Origin of the sequence: Holdemanella sp. MSK.7.32 (assembly GCF_024460475.1) — a bacterium.
GTDB lineage: Bacteria > Bacillota_I > Bacilli_A > Erysipelotrichales > Erysipelotrichaceae > Holdemanella.
In genome coordinates this window covers 24,989-48,190 of the sequence record NZ_JANFYN010000014.1, presented here as the reverse complement: position 1 = coordinate 48,190, position 23,202 = coordinate 24,989, and the positions used below count along the sequence as shown (strand labels likewise).

The window sequence follows — 23,202 nt, the reverse complement described above, 5'->3', positions numbered from 1 at the left end:
ATACTACTGACAACGTCACACAAAATCAAGAGGCTTATAATACTTTTATTGAATCTTTCATACCATTGCTTACTTCAGTTCCTTGTCCTAAATGTGGTATGATTGGTCTTCTTATTCTTTATGGTACTCATCCAAGAAATTTCATCAATGAAGATATGGTTCGTATTGAGCTTTTGATTCAGCGTGTTCATTGTAAGGGTTGTGGATCCACTCATATTGTTTTGCCAACTACTGTTCTCCCTTATTTTCTACATATCATACTTAATATCCAGAATGCTTTGAATTCAGATACAGAAATGAATATTACGTATAGAGATTATTTAAAGCGTCGTTTTAAGTTTGCTTCATTGGAACCATTTCCTGTTTTTATTCGTTTCTTCTCAATAATTCATTCAATTATAAAGAATCACATTAAAAAACCTATTTATTTCGGATTTTTCATATCACCAACACACCTTCATTAGAATTTCGTTTCATATATTCCTATACTGAAATCAGATAAGAATATGTGGAGGTGAAATGATTTATGAACGATTCTTACGATAATATCATTACCATCTGTAACACTTTCGGTCTTGAAATGGATTGTATCGAATCCTGTACGAGTATCGTTAGAAACAAACAGGTGGTTATTGACCTTAAACTGACGGATAAAAGACCACCATGTCCTGAATGTGGCAACGAGTCTGTCAAAATCAAGGGCTATGTAGCCAAGAAAATCAACCATTCCATCTTAAACGATAAAGGATGTATTCTTGTATACCATGCCAGACGATTTGTTTGTCCAATCTGTCACACAACTTATTATGAATTCAATCCATTTGTATTTAAAAGAATGAAGATAACCTCAACTGTCATTCAATGTGTAATGAGGGATCTCACAAAACCTAGTGAAACATTTGTTTCTATTGCGGAAAGATATCATATATCACCTACAACTGTAGCTTCTATATTTGATGCGACAGTAAATATTCCAAGAGCCAAGCTGCCAAGAATTATGTCTACAGATGAAAACTACGCATTCTATTCAAAAGATACACATAGTAAATATGTTTGTGTATTAATTGATCAACAGACTGGACGCCCTATCGATATCCTTCCAAGTAGACGTTATGATTATCTGGATGAGTATTATTCAAAGATTCCAAAATACGAAAAGGATCAGGTTGAGTTCATAGCTACGGATATGTACGAACCGTACAGAAGAATCATACACAAACACTTTAAACATTCACTTCATGTGGTGGATCGATATCATGTAGCACAGGAACTGAACCGAAAAGTAGATTCAATACGACTAAGAATTATGAAACCATATGGATTTATCAATTATAAAGACAGGACTCAGGAACAAAAAGATGCCTATTACCTGCTTAAACATCAGAACCGATTCCTCTTCAAACATTTCAGCAATGCGATGTGCAAAGACAAAAAGAGACTGTTCGATGTAACTCGAAAAAGATATTATAATGCACACTTCAGAGCTTATCTGAATCCATATGATATAGCACAAAAGTTGGTATCTATTCATCCGGATATCAACAAAGCCTGGGAGTTAAAGGATGAAGTCACGGATTTTTATGTTTCGAATACAATCAAAACAGCACCTGAAGCCATAGAAACAGTTATCAAACATCTTAGAGAAAGCAATATTGAAGAACTGGTGGCATTCAGTAAAACGTTAAGTAATTGGAAGGTTGAGATCATCAACTCATTCTGTATATCAAAAGCTGATTATAATGTATCGAAAGACACAGGAGAAATTACTGTAGAACAGAAAAGAATCAACAATGCACTGATGGAGAATCGCAATGCGATCATCAAATTGGTTACAAAAGCAGCTAATGGCTATCGCAATTGGGAACGATTCAGAAACAGATGTATGTTGGTCTTAGAAAAAGGTATTGATTTTGAAATCGACAAGGATGACGGAAGCATTAAAATGGTTGAAAAAATGGACCCAGACAACTAAATGTTGTCTGAGCCCAATATCAGCTATAAACCGTTTTGGGGTATATGCCGCCCCTTAAATTCTTGGAGAGCAAATTCACATAACCCCATCCAAATTTATTGCGCCGTTAATTGAAAGGGTTAGAGTCTTAACTTAATCAACACACTCATAGTATAACATGCTTTTATGGGAAAAGAAAGCACTTTGTTATCGAATGTATACTTGAAATAATTAGTTTAAATTTACTATGTAAGTACTTACAAATTGTGGTATTATACCTTCAGGAAGAGTAGGTAAAAAAATGAAAGATCAAAATTGTGCTTATTGCATGGAAGGCGAGCTAGTAGCTGCTTTCGGAATTAAAATTTGTGAACTAGAAAGTTCAAAAGTGTATTTGTTTAAGGAACAGTCTCATCCGGGTCGTGTGATTGTGGCTCATAAGAAACATGTGAGTGAAATTACAGAGTTGACGGCCCAGGAAAGAGCTTCTTATATGGAGGATATCAATAGGGTAGCTTGTGCTATGCATGAAATCTTCAATCCAGACAAAGTTAACTATGGTGCTTATGGGGATACGGGTCATCATCTTCATTTCCATTTAGTTCCTAAATATAAGGATGGATATGAATGGGGCGGTGTATTCGCTATGAATCCTGGTGAAAAAACATTGTCGGATGAAGAATATCAGGATATGGTTGAAAAATATCGTGCTGTATTATGTAAATAAAGGAGCGTGTGCTCCTTTTTCTATTGTTCACTATGATTTTTTCTAAATTGAATAGGTGAAATGCCCGTTGCTTTTTTGAAGGCTTGGGCAAAATAGGATTGGCTTGTAAATCCTATGATGATGGATATTTCTGAGATTTGAAGATTGGTTGTAGAAAGTAGAACTTTAGCTTCTTGAATACGCTTTTGAATCATATAGTTAATGGGGGAGATTCCCTTATATTGCTTAAAGGCATGTACAATGTGATATTTATTTAAGAAAGTGAGTTCACTTAATGTGTCTAGTGTGATATCTTCTTTAAAGTGAGCATCAATATATTTTTCAATATAGACACAGTCTTTGTTGGCTTTATTAACGGGTGAAGATTTTAAACTAATGTTGGCCCTACGCATCAGGTTGATCAGTAATACTTCTAATAGGTTTTGGCATAACGATTGATATTCAGCATCTCTTGCCTTAACTTCCATTAGAATAGTTTTTAGATAGAATAGTACTTCGTGTTTGTATTCATAATAGTTGGCAATGCTGCAACCTTGTTCTTCGTCTTCTTCTTTCGAAAAGAAGGTAACGCCTTCAATTCCCATAACAATGTATTCGAAGTTGACATTTTCAATACCACGCTCGGTATGGGATACCAATGGATTGACAATAACGAGATCGTCTTCTTTTACGGGATAGTTTTTATTGTCTAAACTTAGAAGTCCATGGCCCTTTGTCACATAGAACATTTCCGTGTATAAATGGGTATGTAGGGTGGAATTCCATTCGTGATCGAACTTGGATTCAGTTATATATAGTAATTTGGGTCGGGCTTTATTGAAGTCGACTTGGTCAATTTGAAAGCGTTGTGTACTCATAAAAACACCTCTTTTTGTATTATTATATATTGTTTTCTTTTGTTTATCAATTTTGTTGCCAAATTTACCAAATCGCAATATATCTAAAATATAGAGCTATATTTTTATGATAAAGCGCTTTCAAATAAGCTATACTAGACTTGTCAAAAGAGGTTCATACGAATTTATGAGGAGGTAAAGTATGAAAAAAGTTATAACTGCTGGGTTATCATTTGCGATGGCAGCATCTATGTTAGCAGGATGTTCTAGCAAACCAGCTGAAAATTCTGATTCTGGAGATAAGCGAGTATTAAAATTTGATTCTTTCTCTGGTGGTAATGGTGAAGAAGTATTCACAAAATTGGCTAAGGCTTTCGAAAAGGCAAATCCGGATGTAGACGTTCAATTGCGTTTTGAAAAAGAATTGCCAGATGTATTGAATAAAGAAAATGCGAAGGGTGAATATTCTGATGTTGTTTACTATAACTTAGGTCAGCCTTCTGGATATACTGAAACTCAATTAAATACTCATGAAGTATTGGATATTTCAGATGTAGTTGAAGAAGTTGGTATGGATGAAAACTACGCAAATAGTAGTATCGTACAATATTATGGTGATGGAAAATCTTATTTGATGCCACTTAAGACAACTCCAGCTGGATTCTTCTATAATACTGAATTGGTTGGAGAAGGAAAGAAATATGAACTTCCAACAACTTGGGAAGAATTCTGGGCTTTAGGTGATCAAGCTAAGAAAGATGGTATCGCATTATTTACTTATCCAACAAATGGTTATTTTGACAACACATTAAATGCATTGTTGAAAGAAACTGGTGGAGAAGAATTATTATCTAACGTATTAAATTATGATAAGGATGCTTGGAATACAGATGGTGCTAAACAAACTATCGATATTTTAACTAAATTAGTAAGCCCTGATTATTTATATTCTGATACAGTCTCAAATGCGAATGCGAAAGATGGTTTCACAATGAACCAGCAGGCTGTCATTGATGGAAAAGCATTATTCATGCCTAATGGTGACTGGGTAGTGAATGAAATGGCAGATACAACGCCTGAAGATTATCACTGGGGATTACTTCCATTGCCTGCATTAGAAAAAGATGGTGAACGTTTCGTTGGTTCTATGACTGAACAAGTATGGATTCCTGCTCAAGCTAAAAACGTAGATGATGCGAAAGCATTCTTGAAGTTTATCTATTCGGATGAAGGTGTTAAGATCATGGCTGAAGGTGGAAACATTGTTCCAACTACACATATGTCAGACACTATTGCGGCTATGGAAGATGGATATACAAAAGAATTCTTCTCAGTATATGACACTGCTTCTGCTGCATTAGGTGCATTTGCTCCTTACAACACAGATAACTTACCAGACTTTGACCGTGCTGCAACAGTATTTGGTTCAATTGACTCTTTAGCTACTGGTGAATTAACTGCAAAAGATTACCAAAGCAAATTAGCAGATGCTTGGGTTAAATTATCTAAAAACAAAGCTGTAACTGAATAATTAAACTTAAAGCGATGAGCAAATTGTTGCTCGTCGCTTTTTAAAAGATGGGAGGAAAAACTCATGAATAAAAAGAAAGCACAAAATCGTTTCGTATTTGCGTGTCTTGCACCAGCCGTTATTCTAGTCTTCATTTTTATGGTGATTCCAACGATTGATGTATTTAAGACAGCATTCTTTAAAAAGAGCAATTTCGTAAGTGATGCCACTTTTGCCGGGTTCTTCAACTTTAAGGTTCTTTTTAACGACATGCGTTTTATTGAGGCTATGCAAAATACAATCTTGTATGTTGTATTGATTACGATCATCACTTTGGTGTTGGCCGTATTGTTTGCGACATTATTAACTCGTGAAGAGTTTGTTGGTAAAAACTTCTTCCGTGTTATTTTCTACATTCCAAATATTTTGAGTATTGTTGTTATTGCAGGTATTTTCTCAGCTGTTTATCAACCTACGAATGGTATTTTAAATACATTCTTCGGTATGATTGGACTTTCGTCTTTACAACAACAATGGATGGGAAATCCGGCTGTTATTAACTATTCTATTATTGGTGCCCTTGTATGGCAGGCCATTGGTTATTATATGGTTATGTATATGTCGAGTATGTCGAGTATTCCAGAAAACCTATATGAGGCTGCTAGTCTTGAGGGGGCTAGTAAAGTCAGACAGTTCTTTATGATTACTTTACCTTTGATTTGGGATAACATTCGTACAACTTTAACTTTCTTCGTAATTTCTACAATCAACTTATCATTTATGTTCGTTCAATTGACAAGTGAGGGAAATCTAGGAAGTGAAGTGGCATTGAACTATATGTACAACAATGCGTTCGCTGGTAAATACGGATTTGGTATGGCCGTCGGAGTATGTATCTTCGTATTCTCATTTGCCTTATCCGCCATCATAAATAAGGTCACTGAACGTGATATATTACAGTATTAGGAGGATGAGATATGAAGAAACGTAATTTTCCTTTATACAAGATCTTTGTTTATGTGGCACTGATCACATTAGCTATTTCGATTATTGTACCCATCGTTTGGGTATTCCTTGCATCTTTAAAATCGCAATTGGAATTGGTGAGTGGAAATCCATTTGATCTTCCCAAACAAATATTGTGGTCAAACTTTGCGGATGCCTTTGTGAAAGCAAGAATGGGTGATTATTTATTAAATACAATCATTGTAACAGCACTATCATTAGTCATTTTATTGGTGGTTGCTCTTCCTGCATCGTATGTTTTGGCACGATTTGATTTTGCGGGAAAGAAATTCTTTAATGGACTTTTCATGGCTGGACTTTTCGTAAATGTGAACTATATTGTTTTGCCAATTTTCTTAATGTTATTTAATGCGGACATTAAGCTTGGATTTGACTTTTTCTTAAATAGTAAGTTCTGGCTTTCTGTCGTGTATGCGGCAACGGCCTTACCTTTCACAATCTATTTGTTGACGGGTTATTTTAAAACGTTGCCTAAGGCGTATGAAGAGGCGGCTCGCATTGATGGTTGTGGCTACTTTAAGACCATGACAAAGATTATGATTCCCATGGCAAGACCAAGTATTATTACGGTTATCCTATTTCAATTCTTGGCTTTCTGGAATGAATATATTATCGCATTTACTTTTATGGATAAAGAAAATGCGACGTTGGCCGTTGGTGTTAAATATTTAATGGCCGATGCAAAGTCACAGGCAAACTTTGGTGTCATGTATGCTGGGTTGGTAATTGTTATGATTCCAACGTTAGTTCTTTATATTTGTGTTCAAAAGAAGATTACACAGGGCATGAGTATTGGTGGAATGAAAGAGTAAGGTGTCTAATATGAGAGATGAAAATAAAGTAATGAACATAATTATGATCGTTTTATTCTTTGTGTTCTTAGGTATGATCATTTGGGCACAGAAGACGGTAAGTGTTCGTAATCTAATGATTGAAATCGTTGGATTGACAGGCTTACTAACATTATTGTTTCTATACAATCGAAAACATAAATAGGAGGAAGAAGTATGGCAGAATTATCATTGCAGCATGTTGATAAAATATATGACAACAATGTTCAGGCTGTATTTGACTTTAATTTAGAAGTTAAAGATAAAGAGTTTATTGTGTTTGTAGGACCAAGTGGATGTGGTAAATCTACAACACTTCGTATGATTGCTGGTTTGGAAGAGATTAGTGCCGGTGATTTCTACATTGATGGAAAAAGAATGAATGATGTGGAACCAAAAGATCGTGATATTGCGATGGTATTCCAGTCTTATGCGTTATACCCTCATATGAGTGTATATGAGAATATGGCATTTGGCTTGAAATTACGTAAGTATAGTAAGGAAGAAATTGATAAGCGCGTGCATGAAGCTGCTCGTATTTTAGAGATTGAGCCTTATTTGGATCGTAAGCCAAAAGCTTTATCAGGTGGTCAAAGACAGCGTGTTGCCTTGGGTCGTGCTATCGTTCGTAATGCGAAGGTATTCTTAATGGATGAGCCACTATCAAACTTGGATGCGAAATTGCGTGTACAAATGCGTTCGGAAATCATTCAGCTTCATGAACGTATTGGAGCTACTACCATTTATGTAACACACGATCAAACGGAAGCCATGACTATGGCTGATCGTATTGTTGTTATGAAGGGTGGATATATCCAGCAGATTGGTACGCCAAAAGAAATATATAATAATCCGGCAAATTTATTCGTAGCTGGATTCTTGGGTGCGCCTGCAACGAACTTTGTGAAGGGTACTTATACAAATGGATTCTTTCATGTGGGGGATATGAAGATTGAAATTCCTTTGATGTATAGAGAAAAACTTTCTAGTTACCAAGGAAAAGAAATTATCATGGGTATTCGTCCAGAAGATTTACATGGTGAGGGTATAGTGGCGGATACATATCCGAGTGCTAACTTTGATTTTGAAATTGAAGTGGCCGAACTATTGGGCCATGAATATATTTTGCATGGTGCTTTAAATGGACAAAAAATGTGTGCCAAAGTAAATTCTCGTTTGGAACCAGAAGCACATTCAACAATTAAATTAACAATGGACTTATCAAAAATACATTTCTTTGATATAGAAACTGAAAATAGAATTGACTAGTTTAGGAGAAAATAAAATGATTGAAACAGGCAGAGTAACTGTACCGACAGATGTTGATGTAATTGATGCAACAATTGAGATTATTAATCGATGGAAAGCCGATGCCATCCGTGACTGTGACGGAACGGATATGCCAGAAGAATTGCGTAAGATGGATATTAAGCAATATGCGACTTACTATACGACAAGAAAAGATAATGCGTGGGCCAAGGCAAATCCAGATGAAATCCAACAGATGTATTTGATGAGTGATTTTGTGACGGCAAAGTCAACCGAGTTAAAGATTCAAATCATGCAGCATTTCTATAAAGATCAATTAAAGCCAAACACAAAAGACAATCACAGATGGTGGGAAGTTATTGATCGTACAACGGATGATGTCATCACAAATTGGGATTATGATGAAGAAACGGGTGAAGTGATTATTCATGATACAATTCCGTATCATGCGTATACAGTAAGCTTCTTGGCATTTGTGATTTGGGATCCTGTGCATATGTATAATGCTCTAACGAATGATTGGAAGGGTGAAGAACATCAAATGACTTTTGATGTTCGACAACCTAAAACACAAAAGTATGTATTGGATAAATTTAGAAAATTCTGTGAAGAAAGAGATGATGTAGATGTTGTTCGTTTTACAACGTTCTTCCACCAATTCACGCTTCAATTTGATGAATTTGCACGCGAAAAATTTGTAGACTGGTTTGGATACAGTGCTTCTGTATCTCCATATATTTTGGAACAGTTTGAAAAAGAAGTGGGCTATCCATTTAGAGCGGAATATATTATCAACAAAGGATTTAATAACTCAACTTTCTGTGTTCCAACTAAGGAATATCGTGATTTCATGGATTTCCAACAGCGTGAAGTAAGTAAATTAGCGAAGAAATTTGTAGATATTTGTCATGAATATGGAAAAGAAGCCATGATGTTCTTAGGGGATCACTGGATTGGTACAGAGCCATTTGGAAAATATTTTGAATCCATTGGATTGGATGCGGTTGTAGGATCAGTTGGTTCTGGTACAACACTTCGTTTAATTTCCGATATTAAGGGTGTTAAGTATACAGAAGGAAGATTCTTACCATACTTCTTCCCAGATGTTTTCCATGAAAATGGAGATCCATTAAAAGAAGCTAAGGTGAACTGGGTAACAGCTCGTAGAGCTATTTTACGTAGTCCAGTCGATCGTATTGGTTATGGTGGATATTTAAAATTGGCATTGGATTTCCCTGAATTCATTGATTATATTGAAAAGGTATGTGACGAATTCCGTACGCTATATTCTCATGTGAACCAACAAGTTCCATTAAACTTATTAAAAGTGGGTGTAATTAATAGTTGGGGAGAACTTCGTCGTTGGGGAACACACTTGGTTCACCATGCCATTTGGTACAAACAAATCTATTCATATACAGGTGTAATGGAGGCGTTGAGTGGTTTCCCATTTGATGTTCATTTCATTAGTTTTGATGATATACGAAAAGATCCAACCATCTTAGATGATATGGACGTTGTGATGAATATTGGTTCTGCATACACAAGCTTTAGTGGTGGAGCCGAATTTGATGAACCAGTGATTACAGCTCTTCGTCGCTATGTCGACCAGGGCGGTGGATTTATCGGTGTAGGTGAGCCAACAGCTATCAACCGCAACGGTAAATTCTTCACTTTATACGATGTATTGGGTGTGGATAAAGAATTAGGTTTCACAATGCATACAGACAAATACAATTGGCAAGTACATCCAAACCACTTTATTACAGAACAATTAGAACATGAAGATTGGGGAGAATGTGTAAATGATGTATATGCTCTTCCTGAAACCGAAATCTTGGCTGAAAAAGATCTACATGTCAATTTAGCTGTAAATGAATATGGAAAAGGTCGCGGCGTGTATATGAATGGTCTTCCATTTAGTTTTGAAAACGTAAGACTATTGTATCGTGCAATCTTCTTTGCAGCACACAAAGAAGAAGAAATGAAACGCTGGTATTCCGACAACTACAATGTGGATATCAACGTATATCCTTCTACAAACAGTTTCTGTGTTGTCAATAATACATATGAACCACAGACAACTACCGTGTATAAGGGTGATGGAACAAGTTTCGAAGTTGAATTGGATGCTTGTGAAATCAAATGGTTTGAAATTTAAGAATCAGTCAATCAAAATCAGAACGAGCCAGCTGGTTTTGAATAGCTTTGGAGCAGAATATCTGCTCCATTTTCTTATTTATGACTTGCATCATATAATTTTTGAATGGCATTTGGAAGCTTGTCTGGAAGCATAGCTTGAATGTATTCTTCTGTACCATCCTCCATAGCTTTTGAGTAGTACCAACACTTAAATTCTAATAAAGATAGTGTTTCTTGAAGACTTTTAATTTCAGCTTCTACAGCCTCTTTTCGAGCCTCAAACAACTCTTTTCTCTTTTCAAAACTTGCACTTCCTTCAGAAACCAAAGCAAAGAATTGATTGATTTCCTTAATGCCAAGACCCGATTTCTTTAAACATTCAATGAGATGTAAGGCCTCAATTTCATGATTACTGAAATAGCGAATATTGCCTTTGCGAACTAAATGAGGGAAAAATCCTTCTTTATCATAATATCGAAGGGTAGAGATGGGTAAATCAAACATTTCAGATACTTGTCCTATTGTGTAATACATGATTTCCTCTCTTTCTTGACCTAAAGTCAGCTTTAGCTATTATACTAATGCCACAAGGTGATTGTGTCAACAAGTTTTAGATTTCAAAGAAAAGCCATTTATTGTATTGGTTGTTGTGTATTAAAGATGTAGAAATTATCATGTATGCAAGTGAATATGCATTTCGAGATATCTACATGATACAAGGGCTGCAGAAGATGAGAAAAGCGTATATGCTTGGTAAAATCTTATAATGTTCCGATAAAATGATTAACAATAGTCAAAAACAGTTTGAAATAAATATCACGAGAAGCAGATGTTTTAAATACAATAAAACAACAGGATAAAAAATAGGGAACTTATTAAGTGTTGTGTGTGATAAAAGTTCCCTGTTTGTATTTATTGTTTAGGGAACTATTGATATAATATATAACGAAAAAGTTCCCTAAATTTTAATTTTAGATTTTGCGTGATGCTTCGGAAATATCAATAAAAGAATTATGAATATTGAATAAGCATGATTGGAATTATATGTTAGAACTTTTAGATGCCTTATGGTACAATGCAAACGAGCGATAGCTCTTGAATGGCGAGGAGCTAAATTCAATTTAAACTAAAATGCAGGGTGAGAAACCCGACCGAGGATGACCTAGAACTCATCCTCATTTTTTTGTATATTAAGATTTTGGTTTCGGGACAGGAAAATATTATATGTGAAAAAGTGATGAAATATCATAAAAGATGAATTGCAGGGCACGACAAAAAGGCTATTGTAATAGTAGCCTGCATTTTGTATTTATCTTTGTGAGTACCCATCTGATAACCCCTAGACATTTTCATGCTGTCTAGCTATAGCATATTTACCTGATTTACTAGCTGTTTATTAACATTCTTAATGCTAATTTATTAGATGAGGATGCCATATGGGTACTCACAATTAAAAAAAATATCTTCAAATTTAAAATTACAAAATCAGAAAAAAGAAATGTTAGAAAATGAATCATGATCTAAAAAATCTTATACCGGATAAGAAAAAGACTGTAGACAATTAATGTCTACAGTTGTAGCAAGCAACGTCTTTGATTGATCAAAGACAAGTGTTTAGGGAATATCCCTAAGACTCTGATTAAATCAAGAAACAATATGCTTCATGTAGCTTTTATTGAGATTGAGAATACTTCTTCAAATTGGTAAAATATATATAGTAGATTTAAAGTATAACTTAGAGAGGAGAATCAGCTATGGAAGATATTCTTTTATACCATGGTAGTGGAGAGATTGTTGAATTTCCAGAAATACGTAAAACAAAATATACAAAAGATTTTTCCTGGGGATTCTATTGCACCATAAATTATGAGCAAGCCTATAAATGGGCAAATAAAAGAAGTCAAAATGGGTTTGTTAATATTTATAAATATACCGAAAACAAAGACTTAAAAATTAAAAAGTTTGAAACAATGAGTGATGAATGGTTGGATTTCATTACAGATTGTAGGTCAGGAAAAGTTCATAGCTATGATATTGTCGAAGGCCCAATGGCTGATGATACCATTTGGAACTATGTGAATGATTATATCAACGGTGATATTCCAAGGTCTGTTTTTTGGGAACTAGCAAAGTTCAAACATCCAACCCATCAAATTAGTTTTCATTCTATTCAAGCTCTTGAATGTCTAAAATTCGAAAGGAGTGAAGCAATTCATGAAATTCAATAAAGATGATCTATTTTATTTTTGTTCTATGGTTGAGTTTGTAGCACGTATCACCAAAAATCACAGAAACTATATCATTTCTAAAATGAGTGATGAACAAATCTTACACGAATTGGATGTTGCTAGTGTAAATCATTGTCTTTCATTTGAACAAGTTTGTGATGAGTGGATTGATACGTATCATATAGAAAATGGTAAGTATGATTCTGTAGCCGATTGTAAATACAAGGTACCCTCTTATACCGCAATTGGTAAAGTTTACCAAAGATTGATTTTGGATACATTAACATCAGAAAATCAGTTAGTACAACATATTCGCAAAATATTTAATTCTTTCATCATTGATGAAATTACTTGGTTTAATTCAAATGTTTATTACAGTAATCCAGATTATCTAAGATGTTCCTATTTAGAAGGAAAACTATTGAATTAATATGTATAAGCATACTGCATTGGGGCTTTACATTTACATTGAATTGGATCTCTATTAAAAGAATCAATCAAATGAGTGCGGTATCTGAATTTATTGTGCAATCTAAGAACACTTGTGACTTTAGTTGTGAGATGAACTAGATGTGCAGATGTTAGATAAATAATTTGAAAATAAATCATAAATATAGTGCTTTAAATATATATTATATATATGGTATAACGCAAACGAACGATAGCTCTTGAATGGCGAGAAGCTAAATTCAATTTAAACAAAAATGCAGGGTGAGGAGCCCGAACCGAGGATGACTTAGAACTCATCCTCTTTTTCATTTCATCGATTTACTGAAAATATATAATTAACAATTGATTTGTTTTTTTTATAATCGTATAATTTTAAACAGTTTTTAGGAGTTGAAGAAATGGAAGAACGAAGAGATAAACGGAATATTGTTTATTTTATAATTAGTTATGTCATTAATAATTTGGCAAGTGGAGTTTTGTACGATACGTTTGTGAATTATCTGCAAGAAGCACAAACTTCTATCGCAACATCCTTTTGGGCCTTTTATGGATATGCCACATTCATAAGTGCAGCTTTATTGTTGTTCGTGCCAAAGATTGGCTATAAAAAGCTATTACTTTTTTGTTCACTTTCAACGGCCTGTGCCTTTTTTGGCGCCGTCTGTATGGATTTTACTTGGGCTTTATATATCGCAACCCTATTGGCATTAACGGGTGTGCAGCTGCACTTTATCATGTTAAGTCCTTTTATTGCTTGTTATACAGAAGCATTTAAAGATCAAGAAATACATTGGTATACAAGAACTTACTATATGGGGTATATTGGATATTTCTTGGCAACGTATCTTGGTGGAGCCTTTGTGGTAAAGGCGTTTAGTTGTGTGGCCAACATTTCATATGCGCAAGCCCAAGAGGCAACGCGCTATATGACGCATCTTTCATCTGGTTTACACCAATCTTATATGGATGCGAATCGAATGGTTCTATTCGTGGTGGGGTGTATTGCGTTAATTTCCTTGATTCCTGTATTATGTATATCGGAAAAGAAATCGGATTATCAAATGGAACTTACTCCAAGGCTTTCTTTAAAGGAAAAAATCAATGGTGCAAGACAACTTTTATTAAATCGATATTCCCGGGCTTATTTATTGTATTGGGCTTTGATTTCTTTTGCGATGGGCCTATTTACATCGTACTATACTGTATATCTAAATCGAAATTTACATATTGATAAGGCAACCAGTTCTTTAATGGTATCCATTTCCTATGTTGCGATTGTCTTATTTATGTTTTTTACACCGAATTGCACAAAAAAATTGGGTAAAGTGGGAACGATCTTTTTAACGGTCATGGCCTCCATTCCTTTTATGTTGATGATTGGAAATGGAAATTATTTTGGTAAATATGTTGTACCTGTTGTTGGTGCATCACTATTTATACGTGCGGGCCTTGCGAATTTATCAAGTCCTGTGGATAGTGCTCTATCGATGGATGTGATTCCTAAAGATTTGCGGCCTGTTTATACTTCCGTAGTGAATTTTACGGCGGGTATTGTGAGTATATTGAGTGGTCATTTTACAGGAAAGATTTTATTTGTCCACCAATCTGGGTATCAGCAGGCTTATTTTATAGCCGCTATATTATATGCGATTGCAGGTATTGTTCTTTATCAGGGACTTCATACCTTTAATCATAAAGAAAATGAAATAGTTTTAAGTAAGGGAGAGAAAAGATGAACAAATTATTTAAAAAACTAGGTTTTGGCGATAAGACGGCAAAGAACTTCTGGGCTATTATTATCGTCGCATTTGGAGGGGCGATTATTTATGGCTTGCCATATTTTCGCTTTGATTACTATGATGCATATTTAGCTACGTATCATTTGACGAATACACAAATGGGTGTGTTTGGAAGTATTTTAGGAATTTTTGGTATGATTTCCTATTTATTTGGAGGTATTGTGGCAGACCGCTTTTCTACAAGAATGATCTTAACGGTTTCTTTAATTGGAACAGGCTTGGGTGGTTTTGTACACTTATTACCATTGAATTACTATCAGTTACTAGCACTTTATGCATTCTGGGGCATTTCAAGTTTATTTGCGTTTTGGCCAGCCTGTGTAAAAGCTGTTCGTATTCTATCGGATTCGGATGATCAAGGAAAAGCCTATGGATTCTTTGAAGGTGGTCGTGGCGTTGGTGCTGCATTGATGGCTATGGGTGCTGTTGTAGCTTTCCGTATTGGCATTGGTCAAATCAATGACGAAGTGGCAGGTATGAAAACAGTCATTGTTTATTATTCCGTTTTGACAATTGCGATGGGCATCTTCTGTTTCTTTAAAGTAAAAGATGGACATATGGAAGCAAGTGAACGTATTTCTTTTAAAGGCATTGGGGAAGTATTAAAAATGCCAGCCATCTGGATCATCAGTTTTGTGACATTCTGTAATTATGTATTTACCTTGTCTTTGTATTACTTTACACCATATGCCACATCTATTTTAGGAGCCACAGTTACTTTTGGAGCTACACTTGCAGCTATGAAACGATGGTTTTCTTTATTTGGAAACGTTGGTGGAGGCTTCTTCTCCGATAAGTTTGGTACAGGAAATGCTCTATTGATTTCATTTGTGGTAATGGCTTTGGGTACTTTGGGAATTTTATTGTTGCCAACAAATGCAGGTTCTATCGTACTCTTTACAGTTTTGTTTGTCTTAATCTATATTTTCTATAATGTAAACTATGCACAAACATGGGCTATGATGGATGAGGGTGCTGTACCAGAAAAGTATTCTGGAACGGCTGCTGGAATTATTTCTACAATTGGGTATTTGCCAGAAATTTTTGTATCTGTTTTAGCGGGCATGATGATTGATCAAAATCCAGGTGTTGGTGGATATCGTTTATTCTTTGGCTTCTTAGTTGCAATGTTAGTTTTAGGAGCTGTGTTTGTGTTGGTTTGGAAATCGTATTTAAAGAAACATCCGAAAGTAAATTAATATGGAAGCATTATTTGAAAGAGTTTTTGTGGAAACTACAGTGGATACAGATCAAGATGGACAATATGATTTGATTGCGGTTTATATTAAGCGTCCAAAGCTAGATGAAAAAGTTCCGGCTGTTTTTGTGGCCAATCCATATATGTTGCACTGTAATGAGGATTGGTATGATTTGTATGATGTAAATACAAATATACAGACATATCCAAGTCAGAATATTCAGCGTGAGGATATCACGTTTCATCCAAAAGATCCTGTAGTTTGTCCTAAAAAAGAAGCTGAACAAATTGTAGAAAGCAGTCCGTATCCAGAACCAGATCCAAGCGCTTATGAATGCATTTCAGATTTATATGCTCATTTACTAGAACGTGGCTATGCTGGTGTGTTTAGTGGTGGACTTGGTACAAGGGGAAGCGACGGATTAACAATGACGGGAAGTGAAGAGGAGATTCTTGCGTTTAAATCGGTCATTGATTGGTTAAACGGAAGAGCTCGAGCTTTTAGAGATAAGACAAGAACGGTACAAGTTTTGGCATCTTGGTGTACAGGTTCTGTTGCGATGTCTGCACGTTCTTATTTGGGTACAATGTGTATTGGGGTAGCCACAACAGGTGTAGAAGGCTTAAAGACAATTCTTCCTGAAGCGGGCATTTCCAACTGGTATGAATATTATCGTCATAATGGTTTAACTTTACCGGCCATGGATTGGCAAGGGGATGACTTGGATATTTTGGCAAAGTATTGTTTTTCACGGGCATTGGATCCAAATGATTTTGCGTCGATCAAACCTTTGTTTGAAAAGAATCAAAAGACTCTACAAGAAGGTGAAGACAGACAATCGGGAAACTACAATCGCTTTTGGGATGAGCGTAATTATTTGCAGCATGCCGATCGTATCCAAGCTTCGGTATTTATTCTTCAAGGCTTAAATGATTGGAATGTAAAACCAGATCAAGGGATTCGTTTGTATGAAAAGCTACAAGAACTTGGTAAAGATCGCATGATGTTGTTGCATCAAGGACAACATATTTATACGTATCATCTTGAGGATAGTCCTACATTAGGATTGATCGATCGTTGGTTGGATTATTATTTAAAAGGGATTGATACAGGTATTCAAAATGAGTCTAAGATTTATATTGAGAATAACTTAGATCAAAAATTGTGGATGGAAGAAGAGGTTTGGCCACCTAAATCTTATAAGTCCTATCGTGTACAAGAGAATGGAAATCAGATGATTGTGGATGATTTGTCGCAAACGATTTATGATCGTAAACAAAAAAACACAAAGGCATGGCTAGATGAGTTGGTTTTAACTCAAAATGCGCATTCGCTTTCTTTTGATTTAGAAACAATGAAGGAAGATACGCGTTTTGCGGGAAGAGCCAAAGTTTCTTTTAGGGCTCGAATTCAACAGCCTACGGCTATTTTGAGTGCAATGCTTGTGGAAAAGGGAAAACAAATTCGTTTGACATCTGATTTGGATGGGGATGAAAATCATTCTTTTGTCTTTAAAATGGAAGAAAAACCATCCGATTATTTTGTGATTACGCGAGGTTGGATGAATGCACAAAATCGTTTGAATAATTATTCAAAGGAAGCCATTGATCCAGATACTTGGTATACATATTCATTTGACTTTGTCAGCAACGACTATACAATTCCTAAAGGACATACATTATCATTGATCTTGTATGGAATGGATGTGGACCAAACGCAATTGCCATTTGTGGTGACAAAAATTGAAGTGGATACTGCTTCTATTGTTTGTGATTGTCCAATGGAATAATAAAGTGGGTTCAAATCGAAAGGATTTGAGCCTTTTTCAATGCGAAAAAAAAGACCAGCAACAACTGGTCCACATTTAGAGAGTCAGGAAAGTATAAGAATGGTTAGATATCAAATGTGTTAGAATGACTCTCTAGACAATATTATTCTAGCACGAATCTAAACCGTTGGACAACAAATTTTAGAGGAGAGAACTAGATATTATGCATATATTACGGAGAAGTCTAGTTCTCTAATCGACGTTAGATGAGCGGAACTCAAATGGGTGTTGGCGTAATACCATTTGTTTACATTGGCGTAAATTATTTCTCATCCAACCGAGTTAGTATATCAGAAATGGTATCTTAATGGTGTACCATATGTTCATAGAAAATAGCGAATCCGCTTAGGAAATGAATTAGGTTAATATACGTAAAGGACTTTCATATAATTGTATTGATAGACTATGCAGATGTTGGCTTAATGTAGGAAATTATGAAAAATTATTTGTGATTTGACATTGGTGGAAGTTCGATGAAGAGTGGACTTCTTAGTCGTGAGGGGAAAATCATTGAGAAAAAATCATATTCGATGACAGATACTTTTGGAGAGTTGTTGGCATGTATGAAGTGTTTTCATCAAATGTTTAAAGATGATTATGAACTAGATGGTGTCGCAATCAGTTCTTGTGGTTCTATTGACGTAGAAAATGCAGTGATTGATGCCGTATGGGCACTTCCTTTCTTACAAGGCATTCTTTGGCGAGATGTGATTCAAAAAGAGCTTGGATTGCATTGTGAAATTGAAAATGATGTGAATTGTGCAGCATTATCTGAAGTATATTTTGGAAAAGCACAAGACATTAAAGATATGGCCTTCTTTGTGATTGGTACTGGTGTTGGTGGTGCCATTATTAGAGATTGAAAAGTATGTCCTGGAGCACATCGCTATGGCGGTGAATTTGGTATGATGCTTGTAGAGGATGAGGCAGGAAACATTCAAAACTTTAGCTTGATGGCGTCTACTTCAAGTATGGTTCGTAAGATGGAAGAGGCGACAAATGAAAGTTGGGATGGAGTTCGAATCTTTGAAGAGGCAAATGCCGGAAATGCATTGTGTAAACAAGTCATTAAACAGTTCTATCACAATTTAGCTATAGGTGTATTTAATGTACAACATACACTAGATTCTGAAATGATCTTGTTTGGTGGTGCGATAAGTCAAAGAGATGATTTTGTTGAAAGATTAATGGAAGAATATAATATAATTCGTGAAAAGATGGGTATGGATATCATCACACCTAACTTAAAGTGTTGTACATATCGTCAAGATGCTAACTTACTGGGTGCACTCGCAAATTATATTAGTCGTAATAAATAGTGGGCAGAAATGTCCACTTTTGGTTTATTCAGGGTATGAAATTAAAGATTTCTTATATCTTTTAAACAAAGAATATTCTTTTGAATATCTATGCTACATGATACAATTTATATGAGAGTAAACAATAGGATAGGTCCAAATAGACCTAAGGTAGTTCTCCTAGGGAACGGCTGTATTAATCGTATTAATACCGTCACAGGGGCTCCAAGTTACGAAAACACTTGAGTTCCATAGCCTCAAGGAGGTGATATTGTGTATGGATATTTAATATTTGTGACAATATTCTTGTCGATTTTGTTAGTAATTGTCCACAGATTGGTTCAGATTGCTGAAGCAATCTTAAATCTGCTTCATATAATTGAAGATATGGACAAACAAATACATAAACTGAAAAGACATAAGAAAAAACTACCTCATCATTCTTGCAGGAAACCAAGGTAGTTATTTCAAAACTATAAATTTTCTCCAGGAGAACTCCTTATTGGGTGCTCTCTTTTCATTCATATTGTACCACATTGAAATGTTTTATCAATGGAAATACTAAAATAAATATTCCATTGAAGGAGATAATATGGTGATATAATATCTTATTGTGAGGGCATGAAATGGATTTTAAAAGGGCATTAAATAAAGAACAGACGACATGTATCAATGGAATTTTTGTGTTGTTTGTGTTCTTATCACATTTTGGACAATATGAAACTATGCCATGGAATAATCTTTTATTGGCAATTGGACAACTCATGGTTGCACCATTCTTGTTCTATTCGGGATATGGCATTATGGAACAAATTAAAAGAAGAGGTATTGTGTATATTGACAGCATGCCAAGAAAAAGAATATTGAAGTTTTATATTCACTTTTGTATGGCATTATGTATTTACTTGGCTTTGTCATTCTTATTAAGAAAGGATTATTCCTTTGTTCGTATTGTATTCTCATTTACGGCTTTAAGTTCCATTGGAAATAGTAATTGGTATGTATTTGCGATATTAGCTATGTATAGTATTGTATATATTTCGTTTAAACAATGTAAGAAACATAGTATGACTTCATGTGTAGTATTTACCATACTATATATAATTTTGATGGATGTAATAAAGGATCAGGCTTGGTGGTACAATATCATTCTTTGTTTTCCAGCAGGTATGATTCTATCTAAATATAAAGATCGAGTTTGTTCCATTATTCAAAAACCAATTTTCTTTATTTTCTTGATGATTTTAGCTTTTAGTTTATATTGTCTTCACTTACCAATACTCGCATATGAAATAATTTCGATTGCGTTTTGTTTCTTGATTGTAGATGTATGTGCATATAAAGAAATTAAAAATAGTTTGTTTCATTTCTTAGGTCAATATGTATTTGAAATCTATATACTTCAAAGAATTTCAATGAACTTATTTGATCCATATTTAAATGACTGGATTTATCTAATAGTATGCATTTTTTCCACTTTAATTCTTGCCTATTATTTTAAAAAGCTAGAGACAAAAGTGGATGGGTTACATATTTTTAAAAATTTTAGTTGACAAAAAATATCATTTTCCTGTATATTTTTTTGCGTACAAATCGTACAGAAATTGACCGCCTAGATATAGGCTAAGGCTACACGGACGGCCGGGTCAAATGCCGAAGACTTGTTGAAGAAGCAAGAACCGTATTTAGGGAATACGGAAGGGTGTTTACCCTTATTGATTGAGTTAAAAGCTCAGTTTTATAAAGTACAATATACCTTATGAAATGGTCAATAAGCTGGAATTTCTGTTACGAAAAGTATGCAGATAGATGATGGACGAAGATAGGTGTATATTGTGCGCCTATCTTTTTTTGTGTTGGTAAAGGAGAAGAGGAATATGAAAAAGATTTTACGAGCAAGCCTTAGTGCAGTATTGGTGTTGAGCCTAGTGGGTTGTGGTTCGACAAAAGATGAGGCCATCTATCAAGATTCGATTGATGCCTACGTGAATGAAATTGATATGGACTATGCGTATGACTTCACAAAAACATTGTCTACAGATACTTCATTACATGATAATTCACTTGGATTTAGAACGAGTGGTTCCGATGCAGAACATAGAACAGCCGATTATTTGGCTAAGGAAATGAAGGCCATTGGTTTAAAGAATGTAGAAAAGATACCTGTGAATGTGGATAAGTGGCAGTATAATGATGCTTCACTTACGATTGAAGGAACAGATATTGATATGATGCCCGTATCGTATATGGTGAATGGTACAGATGAAAATGGGATTACAGCACAAATCGTAGATTGTGGTACTGGTTTTGCGAAAGACTATGAAGGCAAGGACGTTGAAGGTAAGATTGCTCTAGTAGGTGTGGATCAATTTAATGAGTCTTGGATTGGCGGCTATATCTATGAGGCTTATGAGCATGGCGCAAAAGCATTAGTCACATACGATTTGGATGGATATGGAAGATTTAGTGATGATGATCATCAGATTCAGGATGTTTGTGCAGAAGATATTATGCCTACGACAATCATCACAATGAGTGAGTACAAACAAATCAAAAAAGCTTTAAAACAAGGTCATGATATGGCCACTTTAAAAGTGGATAGTGTGATGGAAGAAGGCAATGGTACAAGTTATGATGTGGTTGGCTATATTCCTGGTAAGTCACATGATCAACAAATTATTTTTGCCGGACATTATGATATGTATTTTACTGGTTTTCAAGATGACTGTAGTGCCATTGGAACCATAATGTCGATGGCTAAAACGATGATCGATAGTGGCTATGTGCCTGAAAATGATATTGTGGTTGTTGCGCATGGTGCTGAAGAATGGGGTGCAACAGGAACTGAATTTGACTGGACAAGAGGGGCTTATGAATTGATCAACAATGTACATCCTGAGTGGGCTAATAAAACTTTAGCTTTATTTAACTTTGAATTGGATGCTTATGATGATGGTTCAGATACATTCATGGTGACTTGTGTTCCTGAATATGCGTCTTTAGTGAAAAGCTTAGTCGATTCAGGTGCATTGGATGATGCTGTAAAAGAATATAAGAATGGTATTTCTACAAAGACATATGATACAACGACAATGGAAGATGGTGTTTCTTATCGTAATGCGGGAGTTCCTTATTTCTTAAATACAACGGATACTTGTTCTGGAGAAACAAAGGATGATGGTGAATATACTTGGACACAACTGCATTATCATACAGAATCCGATAATACAGATACGTACAGTGAAAAGGTTATGAAGGCTAATATTGCGGTATTTGGAAGTATGGCTATCGCCATCGATCAGCTTCCAGCTATGTCTTTAAATATGCAGGCTACCATTGATGATTTAAAGGAAAGCTTTAATGAAGATTTAGCTTTGGAAGCTGGTGTTTCTAAAAAGGATTGGGACAAGGCTTTAGCTGTTTTTGAAAAAGAAGTGGATGCACTAAATAAAGAGGGTCAAGATATTAATAATCGTTATGTAAAGGCGGTGAACTCTAAATCGGATGTTACTTCGATTCAAAAAGATGGAAAAGCCTACAATAAGAAAGTATTAGACTTATTTAAATATGTACAAGATAACTTTGTCGGAATTGTATTCTCGAGTGATGTTGTGATGAAACACGTGGGATATCAAAACAACATTGAATATATGGATGAAATCATTCAAGATTTAAAGAAAGACAAAGTAAATGATGTCCTAGATGTGGCATACCAATTAAATGGTTTGTGTGAATACAATTATTACTTATTCTCACCGAATGCGGCTGCTAAAATTGATGCGCATGCAGATAAGGCAGTTGAAAACAATAAGTGGTGGGGCAATGATAAAGGCTACTATTTCACAAACACAAAAAATGCTACAACATCTTTATTAAATAAAGAAGATGGAGATGATGTAAGTGAAGAAATCAAAGTATATGAAAGCGCTAGAACGAAACAGTTAGATTCTTATAAAGAAATACTTGAAAATGAAATCTTGGCAATGAACAAAATAGGTCAATAAATACAATTGCTTGGCATACTATGCCAGGCTTTTTTGGTTATAAATAAGCTTGTGAAATGTTTACATTTGTTCTTGAAAACAAGTTTTTCTTCGATGTATACTTAA

Annotated in this window: 18 protein-coding genes and 1 pseudogene; 17 read left to right on the top strand and 2 right to left on the bottom strand. The window is 35.0% G+C overall.

Annotated elements, in window-relative coordinates; translation table 11 throughout:
* From NE544_RS05020 to NE544_RS05010, 3 genes are all read left to right on the top strand, one after another.
* Nucleotides 1–464: DUF6431 domain-containing protein (locus NE544_RS05020; RefSeq protein ID WP_256268562.1), on the top strand; the 464-nt coding region annotated here is incomplete at its 5' end.
* 62 nt (nt 465–526) lie between these two features.
* The gene (locus NE544_RS05015) at nt 527–1,972 is read left to right on the top strand and encodes an ISL3 family transposase (protein WP_238095118.1); all 1,446 of its coding nucleotides are present in this window, start codon (nt 527–529) and stop codon (nt 1,970–1,972) included.
* 280 nt (nt 1,973–2,252) lie between these two features.
* A complete protein-coding gene (locus NE544_RS05010) occupies nt 2,253–2,678 on the top strand; it encodes an HIT family protein (RefSeq protein WP_256268561.1) in 426 nt (141 codons plus the stop codon).
* 20 nt (nt 2,679–2,698) lie between these two features.
* Here the strand turns inward: NE544_RS05010 and NE544_RS05005 are convergent, their stop codons facing one another.
* A complete protein-coding gene (locus NE544_RS05005; RefSeq protein WP_256268560.1) occupies nt 2,699–3,535 on the bottom strand; it encodes an AraC family transcriptional regulator in 837 nt (278 codons plus the stop codon).
* Between the two features lie 181 nt (nt 3,536–3,716).
* Here NE544_RS05005 and NE544_RS05000 point away from each other — a divergent pair, with 181 nt between their 5' ends.
* The 6 genes from NE544_RS05000 to gnpA all read left to right on the top strand — a co-directional run bounded on the left by NE544_RS05000 (nt 3,717) and on the right by gnpA (nt 10,310).
* Entirely contained in the window at nt 3,717–5,045 is a 1,329-nt protein-coding gene (locus NE544_RS05000; protein WP_256268559.1) for a carbohydrate ABC transporter substrate-binding protein, read from the top strand.
* 63 nt (nt 5,046–5,108) lie between these two features.
* Nucleotides 5,109–5,990, top strand: a complete 882-nt coding sequence (locus tag NE544_RS04995) for a carbohydrate ABC transporter permease (RefSeq protein ID WP_256268558.1) — start codon at nt 5,109–5,111, stop codon at nt 5,988–5,990.
* 11 nt (nt 5,991–6,001) lie between these two features.
* Complete coding sequence (locus NE544_RS04990) at nt 6,002–6,862, top strand: carbohydrate ABC transporter permease (RefSeq protein ID WP_256268557.1); 861 nt, start codon at nt 6,002–6,004, stop codon at nt 6,860–6,862.
* Between the two features lie 10 nt (nt 6,863–6,872).
* Entirely contained in the window at nt 6,873–7,046 is a 174-nt protein-coding gene (locus tag NE544_RS04985; RefSeq protein WP_199519828.1) for a hypothetical protein, read from the top strand.
* An 11-nt stretch (nt 7,047–7,057) separates the two neighbouring features.
* On the top strand, nt 7,058–8,149 hold the full coding sequence (locus NE544_RS04980; RefSeq protein WP_256268556.1) for an ABC transporter ATP-binding protein: 1,092 nt from the start codon (nt 7,058–7,060) through the stop codon (nt 8,147–8,149).
* A 16-nt stretch (nt 8,150–8,165) separates the two neighbouring features.
* Nucleotides 8,166–10,310, top strand: coding sequence for a 1,3-beta-galactosyl-N-acetylhexosamine phosphorylase (gene gnpA, locus NE544_RS04975; protein WP_256268555.1), 2,145 nt, complete (start codon nt 8,166–8,168; stop codon nt 10,308–10,310).
* A gap of 74 nt (nt 10,311–10,384) precedes the next feature.
* Here gnpA and NE544_RS04970 read toward each other — a convergent pair whose 3' ends face one another.
* Complete coding sequence (locus NE544_RS04970) at nt 10,385–10,825, bottom strand: MerR family transcriptional regulator (RefSeq protein WP_256268554.1); 441 nt, start codon at nt 10,823–10,825, stop codon at nt 10,385–10,387.
* 1,220 nt (nt 10,826–12,045) lie between these two features.
* On the opposite strand from NE544_RS04970, the gene NE544_RS04965 reads away from it, so the two are divergent.
* From NE544_RS04965 to NE544_RS04930, 8 genes and pseudogenes are all read left to right on the top strand, one after another.
* A complete protein-coding gene (locus NE544_RS04965; protein WP_256268553.1) occupies nt 12,046–12,519 on the top strand; it encodes a DUF3990 domain-containing protein in 474 nt (157 codons plus the stop codon).
* On the top strand, nt 12,506–12,949 hold the full coding sequence (locus NE544_RS04960) for a hypothetical protein (protein ID WP_256268552.1): 444 nt from the start codon (nt 12,506–12,508) through the stop codon (nt 12,947–12,949). Before NE544_RS04965 ends, NE544_RS04960 begins: the two co-directional genes overlap by 14 nt.
* 418 nt (nt 12,950–13,367) lie before the next feature.
* Complete coding sequence (locus tag NE544_RS04955; protein WP_256268551.1) at nt 13,368–14,705, top strand: MFS transporter; 1,338 nt, start codon at nt 13,368–13,370, stop codon at nt 14,703–14,705.
* A complete protein-coding gene (locus tag NE544_RS04950; protein WP_217256439.1) occupies nt 14,702–15,967 on the top strand; it encodes a nitrate/nitrite transporter in 1,266 nt (421 codons plus the stop codon). Before NE544_RS04955 ends, NE544_RS04950 begins: the two co-directional genes overlap by 4 nt.
* Nucleotide 15,968: 1 nt before the next feature.
* On the top strand, nt 15,969–17,756 hold the full coding sequence (locus NE544_RS04945; RefSeq protein ID WP_256268550.1) for a CocE/NonD family hydrolase: 1,788 nt from the start codon (nt 15,969–15,971) through the stop codon (nt 17,754–17,756).
* 497 nt (nt 17,757–18,253) lie between these two features.
* Nucleotides 18,254–19,114: pseudogene (locus tag NE544_RS04940) on the top strand (ROK family protein).
* Between the two features lie 605 nt (nt 19,115–19,719).
* Nucleotides 19,720–20,646, top strand: a complete 927-nt coding sequence (locus tag NE544_RS04935) for an acyltransferase family protein (protein WP_256268549.1) — start codon at nt 19,720–19,722, stop codon at nt 20,644–20,646.
* A 324-nt stretch (nt 20,647–20,970) separates the two neighbouring features.
* Nucleotides 20,971–23,097 carry a M28 family peptidase gene (locus NE544_RS04930; protein ID WP_256268548.1) on the top strand — a complete coding sequence of 709 codons (2,127 nt, stop codon included), beginning with the start codon at nt 20,971–20,973 and terminating at the stop codon, nt 23,095–23,097.
* The last annotated feature ends 105 nt before the right edge of the window (nt 23,098–23,202 follow it).